We start from the raw sequence: 12,700 nt of genomic DNA, 5'->3' as shown, positions 1-12,700 counted from the left end.
AGAATGAGCGTGCGTAACAGAATCCTGCTCGGCCTGACCGCGGTGGTCGTGGTCGCGGCGGCGGTGGTGGCCGGTATCGGGGGCTACCGGTACTGGGATTACCGGCAGTCCGAACAGTCCCGTACCGACGCGGTGGCGGCGGCGACCCGCACGGTGTCGGCCATGTTCAGCTACGAATTCCAGACGGTGGACCAGGAACTGCCCAAGACCGCCGAGGATCTCGCCCCCGATTTCAAGGCCGACTACCTCGAGCTGATCGACAAGGCGATCGTTCCGGGAGCCAAGGAGAAGGAGCTGACGGTCGAGGCGAGCACCCAGGCCGGGGGAGTCGTCTCCGCCGACCGGGCACACGCCGTCGTGCTGCTGTTCCTGAATCAGGTGACCACCAGCAAGGAGAGCCCGCAGGGCACTACCACGGGTAGCCGCGTCCGGGTGGCGCTGGACAAATCCGACGATCGGTGGCTGGTCGCCGCGGTCACCCCGATCTGACCGCCGCCGGCCGGTGCGCGTGCGGCGCCCACCGGATCGATGTTCCGAGAGTTGCGAAGCAGCCCCCACCGGAAGAATGGTGGGGGCTGCTTCGGCGTTGTCCGAGAACTGGACCGCAAAACGGAAACCGCCGGTCCTGCCGCGGACAGCGGCAGGACCGGCGGTTTCGTCCGGAGCCCCCTGTCAGGATTGAACTGACGACCTTTCGCTTACAAGGCGAGTGCTCTACCACTGAGCTAAGGAGGCGAGAAGCGGAGCCATCATAACCGTACGGGACCGCCGCGCGACACCTGATTGCGGTGTCGCACAGCGGTTGTACCGATCGTCCGGCTCCGCGAGCGACCTACTTGCGGGCCGCCTCGTCCGCCGCCATGGCGTCACGCAGGCTCTTGGGCCGCATATCGGTCCAATTCTGCTCCACGTATTCCACACAGGCGGCACGGCTGTCCTCACCGAAGACCACCCGCCAGCCGGCCGGTACCTCGGCGAAGGCGGGCCACAGGGAGTGCTGTTCTTCGTCGTTGACCAGAACGAAGAAGCGGCCGTCCTCGTCGTCGAACGGGTTGGTGCTCATTTCACCTCACTGGGGTGCTCGTGGGTTGTGGGTTCGGATCTGTGTGGGCCCGCCCCGGCGGCTCGGGTCTGGATATCCGGCTGCCGCGTCGCGAACCCAAACGATGTGTCGACACTAGCAAGCTCGGCGTTAGCTTTGGGCCCTCCCCTCACGAGGCGAAGAATTCCAGCAAGATCTTGTTCACCGCGTCCGGCCGCTCCAGATAGCCGTAGTGGCCGGCATCGGGAACCTCCTGGTAGCGACCGCCGGGAACAGCGTCGGCGACCTCTCTGGCCAGGTACGGCGGGATCATCCGGTCGTCGGCGAAACCGACGGCCAGACAGGGCACGGTGATACCGCGGTAGGCGTGCAGTCGATCGAAATCGTGGTCCATCCGGCGCTGGGCCCGGATGCCGGGGGGAACCGGGCCACCGGTGAACTCGAACAGATCCAGCCAGTCCCGGGCCTTGTTCGTATCGGCCATGGTGGCCGGCGAGAGATTCATCACCGCCGTCAGCGCCGCATCGTATTTCGCCGGCAGCTGCACCTCGTTCGTATCCATCTCGTGCTCGCCCAGCGACAGCACCTTCTGGAACTGGTCCAGCCGGCCGTGTCCGGCCAGGAACACCGCTTTGCGCACCAGTTCGGGTCGTGCGAGCGCGAGTTCCTGCGCGACCCGGGCGCCCATCGAGGTGCCGGCTACGAGCGCGGGTCCCTCGTCCAGGAATTCGATCAGGGCCGCCGTATCGGCCACCAATTCGTGGATGGTCATCCCGTCGGCGGCCTCGTAGGTGGGCGCTATACCCCGGTTGTCGAAAGTGCACACCCGGTATCCGGCGGCCAGCAGTGCCGGCACCTGGTGCAGTTCCCACACGCGGCCGGGGCTACCGGTGCCCATGATCAGCACCACCAGCGGGCCGCCGCCTTTGACGTCGGTGCCCTTGGCGCGGTCTCCCTTGACCTGATAGTTGAGCGATATTCCGTTCACCGTGGCCAACGGCATGCTTCGGGCCCCTTCCTCATCGTTTCTGCTGCCAACGGTATAGCCCCAGGGGGCCCGCCACGTTACCCGCGGCGGGAGCGACCACTTCCCCCGGCAGATACCATTGACATTTCACATACAAGCGCACCTGCCGGGAGGATCGAGATGGCCGCGAAGAGCAGCGCCAACGGTATCGCCGACGACGAACTGGAACCCCTCGCCGACGAGACCGCTCGTCAGGCGCAGCGGGTCGTGGCCGCCTATGCCGCCGATGCCGACGAATGTCGGATGCTCCTGTCGATGCTCGGTATCGGCCCGGGAGTCCGCACCGAGTAAACAGCCGCCGGCGCCAACGGCGACGTCGGCGGACACACACACAACTACATGGCGTTCAGCGCCGCGCAAAGGATGCGTGAGTGGACCAGATGACCGATCAGCCGTCCAGCGATTCCACCCCCGAGGATGAATCCGCCGTGTCCGCGGACCGACCCGGAGATCATAACGGCTCCGGGCCGGTAGAGAGTCCGATCGATCCGGCCGAGGCCCTCCCCGAAGCGGTGGACGCCGAACCCCTGCGCGAGCGCGGGGCCGGTTCCGGCTTCGTGGTCGTGGCCAACCGGCTACCGGTCGACCTGGAGAAGCTCCCCGACGGCAGCAGCCGCTGGAAGCGCAGTCCCGGTGGCCTGGTGACCGCTCTCGAACCGGTCCTGCGCAGTAATCGGGGCGCCTGGGTCGGCTGGGCCGGTGTACCGGATGTCGACGTCGACCCCATCGTCGAGGACGGGCTGGAACTGTATCCGGTGCCGCTGTCGGCGCAGGAGGTCGCTCACTATTACGAGGGGTTCTCCAACGCCACTCTGTGGCCGCTGTATCACGACGTCATCGTCCGCCCCGTCTACAACCGGGCTTGGTGGTCGGCCTACGTCCAGGTGAATCGGCGTTTCGCGGAGGAGACCGCGAAAGTCGCCGCCGAGGGCGCGACCGTCTGGGTACAGGACTACCAGCTGCAACTCGTGCCCAAGATGCTGCGGATGCTGCGCCCGGACCTCACCATCGGATTCTTCCTGCACATCCCGTTCCCACCCGTGGAACTGTTCATGCAGATGCCGTGGCGCACCGAGATCGTGGAGGGCCTGCTCGGCGCCGACCTGATCGGTTTCCACCTGCCCGGCGGCGCCCAGAACTTCTTGTACCTGGCCCGGCGCCTCGCCGGTCAGCCCACCTCCCGCGGCACCGTCGGTGTGCGGTCGAAGATGGGCGTCGTCCAGGTCGGATTCCGGGCGGTCCGCGTCGGTGCCTTCCCGATCTCCATCGACTCCGCCGGTCTCGACGAACACTCCCGCCGGCGCTCGGTCCGTGAACGCGCCGCCCGCATCCGCGCCGAACTCGGCAGCCCCAAGAACATCCTGCTCGGTGTCGACCGCCTCGACTACACCAAAGGTATCGACATCCGGCTCAATGCCCTCGAAGAACTCCTGGCCGAGGGCCGTATCGACCCGACGGAAACTGTGATGGTGCAGCTGGCCACCCCCAGCCGGGAACGGGTCGAGAGCTATATCCAGATGCGCGGCGATATCGAACGGCAGGTCGGCCGCATCAACGGCGAGTTCGCCCGGGTCGGCTACCCGGTCGTGCACTACCTGCACCGTCCGATCGCGCGCGAAGAACTCATCTCCTTCTTCGTCGCCTCCGACGTGATGCTGGTGACCCCCCTGCGCGACGGTATGAACCTGGTCGCCAAGGAATACGTGGCCTGCCACTCCGGTCTCAACGGCACGCTGGTGCTCAGCGAGTTCACCGGCGCCGCCGCCGAACTCCGCCAGTCGTACCTGTGCAACCCCCACGACCTGGACAGCGTGAAAGACGCCATAGTCGACGCCCTCACCGACGACCGCGAAACCCGCCGCCGCCGCATGCGTTCCCTGCGCCGGCAGGTACTCGCCCACGATGTGGACCGGTGGGCGCGGGCGTTCCTGGACGCACTCGGCCAGGGGCAGGTCGCGGGGAAGGCGCTGATGGCCGACACCAACCACGATTACGAGGATGCCGGGCCGCACGACGACTAGCTGGCGCGAGTGCATGCTCCGGAAGTGAGCCGGGCGAGTGGGGCGCGGGCAATCCGGTTCGTGGGGTGGGGATGTTGACCTGCTTACGAAGGGGCGGATATCGATCTGCTTGTGAAGGCGGGGTGGGCTTGCACGTGTAGGCGGGGTGTGGGTTTGGTTGTGAAGGCGAGATGCGTGGCGGGGCCCGCCCCGGTTCTGGAGCGACGTAGCGAAGGAGCGCAGCGACTGAGCGAAGGAGTGAAGAACCGGGGTTGATAGGGCCCCGCCCCCGCGGCGCCGCAGGCGCCGCAATCAGACACAGCTTGTTCACAGCGAGTGCGCAGTGAGATGCCAGGGGTGTGGGTCAGGATGGGTGGCATGAGTGGTGCGCAGGGCGGAGCGCCCGAAGCGCGGGTGCTGGTCGTCGACGACGAGGCGATGATCGTCGAATTGCTGACCGTGAGCTTGCGGTTCCAGGGGTTCGAGGTGGCGTCCGCGGCCGATGGTGCGCAGGCGCTGGATGTGGCGCGCGGGTTCCGGCCCGACGCGTTGATCGTCGATGTGATGATGCCGGGGATGGACGGGTTCGGGTTGCTGCGGCGATTGCGGGCCGACGGTATCGATGCGCCCGTGTTGTTCCTGACCGCCCGGGACGATATCCAGGACAAGGTGACCGGTTTGACGCTGGGTGCCGACGACTATGTCACCAAGCCGTTCAGTTTGGAAGAGGTCGTGGCGCGGCTGCGGGTCATCCTGCGCCGGGCCGGGGGGAGCGCGCCGGCCCGGGAGCGGTCGCGGATCCGATTCGCCGATATCGAGTTGGACGACGACACCCACGAGGTGTTCAAGGCCGGGGAGCCGGTGGCGTTATCACCCACCGAGTTCACACTGCTGCGTTATTTCATGGTGAACGCGGGGACCGTGCTGAGTAAGCCGCGGATTCTGGATCATGTCTGGCGTTACGACTTCGGTGGGGAGGTCGGCGTGGTGGAGACCTATGTGTCGTATCTGCGCAAGAAGGTCGATACCGGCCCGCAGCGGCTGATCCATACTTTGCGCGGGGTCGGCTATGTGATGCGCGAATCCGCCGGCCGGTCGTGAATACCGAGGATCTTCCTGTCGCGTCGCCGGCGGTTCCGGCTCGGCGCCGGGGCCCCGCCGGGCGGCTCGCGGCAGTTCCGTTGCGGGTGACACTCGTATTGGCTCTGGTCGCGTTGGCGGCCGCGGGATTGCTGGCTTCAGGGGTGGCGGTGACGTCGGCCCTGCGCGCCGCGTTGATCGATCGGGTGGATCAGCAACTGGAGCAGCAGGCGCAGACCTGGGCACGTCCCGGTAACAGGCCGCCACCGCTGCCGGGCGAGCCGGGTCTGGAGCGACCCTCCGTGCCGTACTACGCGCGGGTCGAAGATGATTTCGGCAGGTTGTATCTCCAGTCCGATATCGGTAACGGAGCGCCCGAGCTGCCGCGAGATATGCGACCGGGAACCTTCACCACGGGGACGGCCGACGGCGGTTCCGGACAGTGGCGGGTTCGGTACACGGAGAATTCCCGGGGCACCAGCGTGGTGGCGCAGCGGCTGGACGAGACCGAGGAGATCGTCGAGCGACTCGTTGTCCTGGAGTTGGTGATCGGGGCATTGGTGCTGGCGGTGCTGGCGGTGGCCGCGTACTTCGTGATCAGGCGTAGTCTGCGCCGTCTGGTCGAGGTGGAGGAGACCGCCGCCGATATCGCGGCCGGGGATCTGCATCGGCGGGTGCCGATGCGCGGGACCAACACCGAGGTCGACCGGTTGGCACAGTCGCTGAATTCGATGCTGGCGCAGATCCAGCGGGGTTTCGCCGCGACCGAGGCTTCGGAGGAGGCGGCGCGGCGGTCCGAGGAGAAGATGCGCCGGTTCGTCGCCGACGCCAGCCACGAACTGCGGACGCCGCTGACCACCATCAAAGGTTTCGCCGAGTTGTACCGGCAGGGCGCCACCGGTGATACGGATATGCTGCTCGACCGCATCGAACGGGAGTCGAAGCGGATGGGACTGCTGGTCGAGGATCTGCTGATGCTGGCCCGGCTCGATGCCGAGCGTCCCGTCGAGCACGCCCCGGTCGATCTGCTGACGTTGACCAGCGACGCCGTACACAGTGCGCGCGCGGTGGCTACGGCGCAGGGCCGCCGCGACCCGGAGCATACGATCCGATTCGAGGTGCGGCCCGGCTCCGGCACCGCGGAGGTACCGGGCGACGCCGCCCGGTTACGGCAGGTGCTGGCGAATCTGCTGAACAACGCGCTCGTGCACACACCGCCCGACGCCACGGTGACCGTTCGGCTGACCCCCGACCGCGACGAGGTCCGGCTCGAGGTGGCCGATACCGGTCCGGGGATGGCGCCGGACCAGGCAGCGCGGGTTTTCGAGCGGTTCTATCGGGCCGACGATTCGCGCAGCCGCGGCAGCGGCGGTACCGGACTGGGCCTGTCGATCGTGCAGGCGCTGGTGACCGCGCACGGCGGCACCGTGGAGGTGCACAGTGAACCCGGGGTGGGCGCCACCTTCACGGTGCGGCTACCGCGCAACCGGCCGGAAACGGCCGCCGCGGCATCGGGCAGCGGGGACGAGGCCTGATTCAGGCCGGAACGTTCGCGCCGTAGCCGAGGTCGCGCAATGCCTGCTTGATCCGCGCCTGCGCGTCGTCGAGGGTTTCCGGCGCCGGGTTCGGATCGGCCCCGGAGATATCGAAATTGCCCATGGTGAACGCCGGGAACACATGTACGTGCAGATGCGGAACCTCGAGCCCGGCGATCAGCAGCCCCGCGCGCGGCGCGTCCCAGGCCGCGCGCACGGCCTGCCCGATCTTCTGCGCGACCCCGTTCAGGCGTGCGAAGACCTCGGGGTCGAGGTCCTGCCACTGATCGATCTCCTTCCGGGGGACCACGAGGGTGTGCCCGGGGGTCACCGGAGCGATGGTGAGGAACCCGACGAATTCGTCGTCCTCCCAGACGAACCGGCCCGGCAGGTCACCCGCGATGATCGCACTGAAAACAGAAGCCATGGACCGAGACTAGTGCTTTCGGCGCCGCCCGCGGCGTCGCGGGGGTTGTGTTCATGGCGCCGTGGCAGCACGGGGCAGGTGGCGTCGACCGCTCCTCTCCCGAGGCTGGTACACGCGGTCCGCGGAGGCCGCAGCGAAAGGCGGAGGTATCGCAGTATCGCAGTGTCGCATCACGCTCCGACGAAGTGGGACAGGATGCCCTGGACCTCGTAGATGTCGACCTGGCGATTGAACTTCTTCTGCAGGGGTGTGTCGGTGCCGGCGATCCACAGCACCAGTTCCGCGTCCAGATCGAAGGTGCCCGCCGTTTCCACCGCGAAATGGGTGATCGAGCGGTAGGGGATGCTGTGGTAGCTCACCTTCCGCCCGGACAGGCCCTGTTTGTCGATGAGGATGAGACGCCGGTTGGTGAACAGCATGGCGTCACGGACCAGGATGTAGGCCGAGTAGACCTGTTCTCCGTTGCCGAGTAGCCGTTGATATTCCTGTTGGGCCCGGGCCGGCTCCACCTGTCCGGCATTCCCCATGATTCCGTCCATCAGACCCATCGCGCACGTCCTCCCGTATGCGCGCGCCGGGGTCGTTGGGGCCCGGCACGCGGGTTACCCACCCGTTCAGGGTGTTTCCACCATCATCCACAGTCGGCCGTCGGCGCGGTGAACTTGCTGGTACCGGGCGGGGTCCGGGGGTGAACCTGCCCCGACGGAGGCCGATACCGCACCTATAAGCTGTCCGGGTGCGAGTACTCGTCATCGGTTCCGGAGCCCGTGAACACGCCCTCGTCCTTGCGCTGCGCCGTGATCCGGCGGTGAGCGCGATCGTCGCCGCGCCCGGTAACGCCGGTATCGCGCAGCACGCGCAAGTGCGGCCGGTGGACCCGAGTTCCGGGGAATCGGTGGCCGCGCTGGCCCGGGAGGCGGCTGCGGATCTGGTGGTGATCGGTCCGGAGGTGCCGCTGGTGCTGGGGGTGGCCGATGCGGTGCGCGCGGCCGGGATCGCCTGTTTCGGTCCATCGGCCGCCGCGGCCCGGATCGAGGGGTCGAAGGCGTTCGCCAAGGATGTGATGGCGGCGGCCGGGGTGCGTACCGCGCACAGCGAGATCGTGGACACCCCTGCCGAATTGGACGCGGCCCTGGACCGTTTCGGCCCGACCTGGGTGGTGAAGGACGACGGGCTGGCCGCCGGTAAGGGTGTGGTGGTGACGCCGGATCGTTCGGACGCCCGCGGGCATGCCGCCGAACTGCTCGAACAGGGGCATCCGGTGCTGCTGGAGTCTTTCCTGGACGGGCCGGAGGTATCACTGTTCTGCCTGGTCGACGGGGAGACGGTGGTGCCGCTGCTGCCCGCGCAGGATCACAAGCGGGTCGGTGACGGCGATACCGGGCCCAACACCGGCGGAATGGGTGCCTACACACCGCTGCCATGGCTGCCCGGCAGCGCGGTCGAGCAGATCGTCGATGAAGTTGTCGCGCCGGTGGCCGCCGAATTGGTCCGGCGCGGAGACTCTTTCAGCGGACTCCTGTACGCCGGGCTGGCGATGGGGGAGGCGGGCCCCGCGGTGGTGGAGTTCAACTGCCGCTTCGGTGATCCGGAGACGCAGGCGGTGCTGTCGTTGCTGGAGAGCCCGCTCGGGGAACTGTTGTACGCCACCGCGACCGGGACGTTGGCCGATGTCCCCGCCCCGCGCTGGCGCGGTGGCTCCGCGGTCACCGTGGTACTGGCCGCGGAATACTATCCGGCCCGGCCCCGCTCCGGCGATGTGATCACCGGAGCCGGGGATGCGGCGACCGACGACGCGGCAACTGTGCTGCACGCCGGTACGGCGCTGCGTGCGGACGGTGCGCTGATATCCGCGGGTGGCCGGGTGCTCAGTATCGTCGGTACCGGTGCCGATCTGGTCGCGGCCCGGGAGGCCGCCTACGACCGGCTGGCCGGGATCAAACTGACCGGTGGTCACTACCGTTCGGATATCGGTCTCGCCGCTGTCGAGGGCCGGATCGGCCTCTGAGCGCCAGTGCGGGCGGCGCGTTCACCCGCACCGCCCGCGTCCGGTCGTTCCGCGGATCAGTACGCCCCGAAGACGTTGTCGATGGAACCGTAGCGATGGGCGGCGTAATTGCAGGCGGCCGCGATATTGGCGACCGGGTCGTAGATATCCCATGAGGTGCCGTCCACGTGGTAGGCGGTGAAGGTGGGATCGATGACCTGCATGAGTCCCTTGGAGGGGATACCCGCCGCGGCGTTGGAGTCCCACGTGTTGATCGCGTGCGGGTCACCGCCGGATTCGCGGAGCGCGTTGCGGTGGATGCCCTCGTAGCTGGCCGGGATACCGCGCTGGCCGAGGACGTGCAGCGCGTTGCGGATCCAGCCGTCCAGGTCGTTGGCGAATACCGGGGGCGGCAGGACGTCGGGTAGCGGCTGCGGCAGCGGCTGGACGAACTGCTGCAGCTGATCCTGCTGCGGCTGCGGCAGCTGCCATTGCAAAGCCTGCTGGATCTGCCGCGCGGGATCCTGCAACTCCGCGGGAATACCCGCGACGGGGACGTCCGCGTGCGCCTGCGCCGGGATGACGACGGCGGCGGCAACGGCGACGAGGGGTAATAGTCTTCGTAAATGCATGGGAGGGCTCCGACAGCGCGGTGGTACCACGCCGCCGTGCGTTATGGCCGTCGGCGCCGTTGTTGCGCTGCTTCTCTTGTGATTCGTGTTGTGGAACGAGGAAATTCAGTTGCCCGCGCTCGGTGGCACAGTGGACCGCGCCGGAGCGGAGCCGCCGCATCGGATCATTCGGATGAAAGTGATCACGGTGCGACATACGCACTTGCGGTTTGTTATCTGGCAAATCACAGAATGGTTGCGGAAGGTTAATGAAAGTTGAACAGAACGATAACTGAAGGTTCTATTCTCCTGAGAGAAATCGATGTACCAGGTGTTACGGCGATATAGGTAGCAGCCGTGAGTGATGGCCGGGCGAATTCGATTCCGGATTCTGCGCATTTGCCACGATATGGTGATCAGTTATAGGACACTCCGTGTAGGGCCAGCCAGCGCTGCGGGTCGACATGCTGACCGTTCACGATGATCTCGAAATGCAGATGCGGGCCGGTGGAATCGCCGCGGTTACCCATGCGGGCGATCTGCATTCCGGCCGGAACGCGTTCGCCGACCGATACGAAGAAGTCGTACATATGGCCGTATACGGAGATCGCGCCGTCGTCGTGCCGGATCCGCACCCACAGACCGAAACCGGAGGCGGGCCCGGCGTCGATCACAGTGCCGTTCGCGACGGTATAGATCGGGGTGCCGATCGGGCCCGCGATATCGATACCTCGATGGAAGGTGCCCCATCGGCTGCCGAAACCAGAGGTGAAGGTGCCCGGCGCGGGCAGGACATAACCGCCGGTTCCGGGCGGTATCGCGCCCGGCGGGATGATCCCGCCCTCCAGGCCACCCGGCGTGGGCGCGCTGTTGATCCATGGCTGCTCCTGCCCGGCGACCGCGGCCGCGGCCTCGGCCTTGGCGCGGTCCAGGGTGGCCCGGGCGGCCGCGGCGACCACCGCCTGTTCACGCAGGCGTTCGCCGTTGTCGATGGCGTCGAGGTAGCGGCGGACCGACGGGATCGGTGCGGACAGTTGCAGCGGATGAGCGACCGGCACGCGATAGGCGATACCGGGCGCCGGTGGCCGATCGGTGACCAGTAGGCCGGCGGAACCGTCGCCCGCGGCCAGGAGCACGGTGAGCAGTAGGACGCCGATGAGTACCCGATGCCGCCGGGCCGCGGTGGTGATCTCCTCGGTGGACGGGCGGCGCGCGATGAGTCCGGCGAGATCGGCCCGGGTGGGCCGCCGGAGCAGAAGGCCCCCGGCTGATCGCCTGATCCACCGATAGGTGCCGCGCAGCCGAAGTCCGGGTGCGCGAGGAGCCGCGGCGGCGCGTTCCCGCCAACCCGGTGCGATGACGAGACCGCCGCCGGTGGCGGCTGCGCGATCCAGGGAAATCCGCTGGTCGCCGGGATTGTCTCCGGTCTCGTCGGCCGCGTCGCCGTCGGGACTCTCGGGCTCACGCTCGACCTCGGACCCCGGGCGGTGGTCCCCGGATTCCCGCTTCGGGCCCGGCCTGGTTGCCGGCCGCCGGCCGGAGTGGGCGACGTTGCCGTGGTCGCCCGAGTCGGCGATCCGCGGCGGCGCCCCTTCCGGTATCGCGGCCGGTCGCCCGCCCTGCCGGACCGCAGCGGACAGATGTATTGCCCAGCGTCGGCGGAGGAACCCGGTCCCGCGTCCGGACGCGGTGGACCCGGGGTCCTGTGTCGGCGGACCGTCGGCCTGCCGGCCGGTCTTGTCGCGCATCAGAGCAGACCATAGCTGTCGAAGCGCCCGATGCGGTGTTCTACCGTCGGTCCTGTGTCCATTGAATCCAGGCGCTCGACCATCCCACCTTTCTACGTGATGGATGTATGGAAAGCCGCCGCCGAACGCGCCAGAACGCACGGCGACGTACTGAGTCTCGCGGCCGGGCAGCCCTCGACACCGGCACCCGCGCCGGTCCTGCGCGCCACCAAGACGGCCATCGATGCCGAATTATTCGGATACACAGAGACTTTCGGCATCCTGGCGCTCCGCCGGGCTATTGCCGGACACCATCACCGGAGCTACGGCTACCCGGTGGATCCCGACGATGTCGTGGTCACCACCGGTTCCTCCGGCGCGTTCACCCTGATCTTCCTGGCGGCCTTCGATCCCGGTGACACCGTGGTGGTCGCCCGGCCGGGCTATCCGGCCTATCGCAATACACTGACCGCGCTCGGCTGCCGGGTCGTCGAATTGGACTGCCGCGCCGAGACCAGATTCCAGCCGACCGTCGCCATGCTCGAAGAGCTGCCGCGACCGCCGAAAGGGCTGATCGTGGCCAGCCCCGCCAACCCCACCGGCACCATGATCGATCCGGACGAACTCGCCGCGGTGGCGGGCTGGTGCGACGCGCACGGCACGCTGCTGATCTCCGACGAGATCTACCACGGCATCACCTACGGTGGTGAGCGGACCGCATCGGCCTGGGAGACCTCCCGCTCGGGCGTGGTGATCGGATCGGTATCGAAGTACTTCTCGATGACCGGCTGGCGACTGGGCTGGATGCTGGCCCCGCCCGAACTGCGTCCGGCGCTACAGCGGCTGGCGTCGAATATGACCGTGTGCCCGCCGGCGATCTCGCAGTACGCGGCGCTGCACGCGTTCGGTGACGAGGCGCGGACCGAACTCGACGCCCATGTGCACCGGTACGCGGTCAACCGGGCCATCCTGCTGGAGGGGCTGGCCGGGCTCGGTATCACCGACCTCGCGCCCGCCGACGGCGCCTTCTACGCGTACGCCGATATCGGTCATCTCACCGCGGACTCCATGGCCTGGTGCGCGGACGTGCTGGCGAACACCGGAGTGGCATTGGCGCCGGGCCTGGATTTCGATATTGTCAACGGGCACCGCACCATTCGGCTCTCCTTCGCGGGAGCGACCGCCGAAATCGAGGCCGCGCTCACCCGCCTCGGCGACTACCTGCGCCGGACCTGAAACGAATACCGTGCACGGCAATAACTTT

At 67.6% G+C, this 12,700-nt stretch carries 13 protein-coding genes and 1 tRNA gene; 7 read left to right on the top strand and 7 right to left on the bottom strand.

Annotation, left to right across the window (positions count from 1 at the left end):
* The first annotated feature begins 3 nt into the window (after positions 1 to 3).
* A complete protein-coding gene (locus IEY68_RS20185) occupies positions 4 to 489 on the top strand; it encodes a hypothetical protein (RefSeq protein ID WP_058853248.1) in 486 nt (161 codons plus the stop codon).
* Positions 490 to 663: 174 nt separating this feature from the next.
* On the opposite strand, the gene IEY68_RS20180 is transcribed toward IEY68_RS20185, so the two are convergent.
* The 3 genes from IEY68_RS20180 to IEY68_RS20170 form a co-directional block, all read right to left on the bottom strand.
* Positions 664 to 735 (bottom strand) — tRNA-Thr (locus IEY68_RS20180).
* Between the two features lie 97 nt (positions 736 to 832).
* Complete coding sequence (locus IEY68_RS20175) at positions 833 to 1,063, bottom strand: MbtH family protein (protein ID WP_030522889.1); 231 nt, start codon at positions 1,061 to 1,063, stop codon at positions 833 to 835.
* Positions 1,064 to 1,211: 148 nt separating this feature from the next.
* Entirely contained in the window at positions 1,212 to 2,045 is an 834-nt protein-coding gene (locus tag IEY68_RS20170; protein ID WP_058853247.1) for an alpha/beta fold hydrolase, read from the bottom strand.
* Positions 2,046 to 2,189: 144 nt separating this feature from the next.
* Here IEY68_RS20170 and IEY68_RS20165 point away from each other — a divergent pair, with 144 nt between their 5' ends.
* The 4 genes from IEY68_RS20165 (at position 2,190) to IEY68_RS20150 (ending at position 6,684) form a co-directional block, all read left to right on the top strand.
* The gene (locus tag IEY68_RS20165) at positions 2,190 to 2,360 is read left to right on the top strand and encodes a hypothetical protein (protein WP_189094399.1); all 171 of its coding nucleotides are present in this window, start codon (positions 2,190 to 2,192) and stop codon (positions 2,358 to 2,360) included.
* An 89-nt stretch (positions 2,361 to 2,449) separates the two neighbouring features.
* Positions 2,450 to 4,090, top strand: a complete 1,641-nt coding sequence (locus tag IEY68_RS20160) for an alpha,alpha-trehalose-phosphate synthase (UDP-forming) (protein ID WP_229718888.1) — start codon at positions 2,450 to 2,452, stop codon at positions 4,088 to 4,090.
* Between the two features lie 348 nt (positions 4,091 to 4,438).
* A complete protein-coding gene (locus tag IEY68_RS20155; RefSeq protein WP_063001117.1) occupies positions 4,439 to 5,170 on the top strand; it encodes a response regulator transcription factor in 732 nt (243 codons plus the stop codon).
* Between the two features lie 80 nt (positions 5,171 to 5,250).
* A complete protein-coding gene (locus tag IEY68_RS20150) occupies positions 5,251 to 6,684 on the top strand; it encodes a sensor histidine kinase (RefSeq protein WP_058853431.1) in 1,434 nt (477 codons plus the stop codon).
* 1 nt (position 6,685) lies between these two features.
* Here the strand turns inward: IEY68_RS20150 and IEY68_RS20145 are convergent, their stop codons facing one another.
* Both IEY68_RS20145 and IEY68_RS20140 read right to left on the bottom strand, forming a co-directional pair.
* Positions 6,686 to 7,111 carry an HIT family protein gene (locus tag IEY68_RS20145; RefSeq protein ID WP_058853246.1) on the bottom strand — a complete coding sequence of 142 codons (426 nt, stop codon included), beginning with the start codon at positions 7,109 to 7,111 and terminating at the stop codon, positions 6,686 to 6,688.
* A 170-nt stretch (positions 7,112 to 7,281) separates the two neighbouring features.
* On the bottom strand, positions 7,282 to 7,659 hold the full coding sequence (locus IEY68_RS20140) for a PH domain-containing protein (RefSeq protein ID WP_051164278.1): 378 nt from the start codon (positions 7,657 to 7,659) through the stop codon (positions 7,282 to 7,284).
* 188 nt (positions 7,660 to 7,847) lie between these two features.
* On the opposite strand from IEY68_RS20140, the gene purD reads away from it, so the two are divergent.
* A complete protein-coding gene (purD, locus tag IEY68_RS20135; RefSeq protein WP_058853245.1) occupies positions 7,848 to 9,119 on the top strand; it encodes a phosphoribosylamine--glycine ligase in 1,272 nt (423 codons plus the stop codon).
* Positions 9,120 to 9,175: 56 nt separating this feature from the next.
* Here purD and IEY68_RS20130 read toward each other — a convergent pair whose 3' ends face one another.
* Positions 9,176 to 9,730 carry a transglycosylase SLT domain-containing protein gene (locus tag IEY68_RS20130; protein ID WP_082681117.1) on the bottom strand — a complete coding sequence of 185 codons (555 nt, stop codon included), beginning with the start codon at positions 9,728 to 9,730 and terminating at the stop codon, positions 9,176 to 9,178.
* 395 nt (positions 9,731 to 10,125) lie between these two features.
* Positions 10,126 to 11,457 (bottom strand): M23 family metallopeptidase, encoded by a 1,332-nt coding sequence (locus IEY68_RS20125; RefSeq protein ID WP_082681116.1) that lies wholly within the window; start codon positions 11,455 to 11,457, stop codon positions 10,126 to 10,128.
* A gap of 99 nt (positions 11,458 to 11,556) precedes the next feature.
* Between IEY68_RS20125 and IEY68_RS20120 the strand changes: the two genes are divergently transcribed.
* Positions 11,557 to 12,672, top strand: a complete 1,116-nt coding sequence (locus IEY68_RS20120; RefSeq protein ID WP_373292993.1) for a pyridoxal phosphate-dependent aminotransferase — start codon at positions 11,557 to 11,559, stop codon at positions 12,670 to 12,672.
* Positions 12,673 to 12,700: the final 28 nt, after the last annotated feature.

Origin of the sequence: Nocardia jinanensis (assembly GCF_014645735.1) — a bacterium.
In the GTDB taxonomy this organism is placed as follows: domain Bacteria; phylum Actinomycetota; class Actinomycetes; order Mycobacteriales; family Mycobacteriaceae; genus Nocardia; species Nocardia jinanensis.
Note: the sequence above shows the minus strand (reverse complement) of the source record. Positions and strands in the feature narration are given on the sequence as shown.

Excerpts from the sequence above, each read along its gene's own strand:
- IEY68_RS20155 (WP_063001117.1), top strand. The coding sequence starts at position 4,439 with ATGGGTGGCATGAGTGGTGCGCAGGGCGGAGCGCCCGAAGCGCGGGTG.
- IEY68_RS20175 (WP_030522889.1), bottom strand. The coding sequence starts at position 1,063 with ATGAGCACCAACCCGTTCGACGACGAGGACGGCCGCTTCTTCGTTCTG.
- IEY68_RS20140 (WP_051164278.1), bottom strand. The coding sequence starts at position 7,659 with ATGGGTCTGATGGACGGAATCATGGGGAATGCCGGACAGGTGGAGCCG.
- IEY68_RS20160 (WP_229718888.1), top strand. The coding sequence starts at position 2,450 with ATGACCGATCAGCCGTCCAGCGATTCCACCCCCGAGGATGAATCCGCC.
- IEY68_RS20130 (WP_082681117.1), bottom strand. The coding sequence starts at position 9,730 with ATGCATTTACGAAGACTATTACCCCTCGTCGCCGTTGCCGCCGCCGTC.
- IEY68_RS20125 (WP_082681116.1), bottom strand. The coding sequence starts at position 11,457 with ATGCGCGACAAGACCGGCCGGCAGGCCGACGGTCCGCCGACACAGGAC.
- IEY68_RS20170 (WP_058853247.1), bottom strand. The coding sequence starts at position 2,045 with ATGCCGTTGGCCACGGTGAACGGAATATCGCTCAACTATCAGGTCAAG.
- IEY68_RS20120 (WP_373292993.1), top strand. The coding sequence starts at position 11,557 with ATGGATGTATGGAAAGCCGCCGCCGAACGCGCCAGAACGCACGGCGAC.
- IEY68_RS20165 (WP_189094399.1), top strand. The coding sequence starts at position 2,190 with ATGGCCGCGAAGAGCAGCGCCAACGGTATCGCCGACGACGAACTGGAA.
- IEY68_RS20185 (WP_058853248.1), top strand. The coding sequence starts at position 4 with ATGAGCGTGCGTAACAGAATCCTGCTCGGCCTGACCGCGGTGGTCGTG.
- IEY68_RS20145 (WP_058853246.1), bottom strand. The coding sequence starts at position 7,111 with ATGGCTTCTGTTTTCAGTGCGATCATCGCGGGTGACCTGCCGGGCCGG.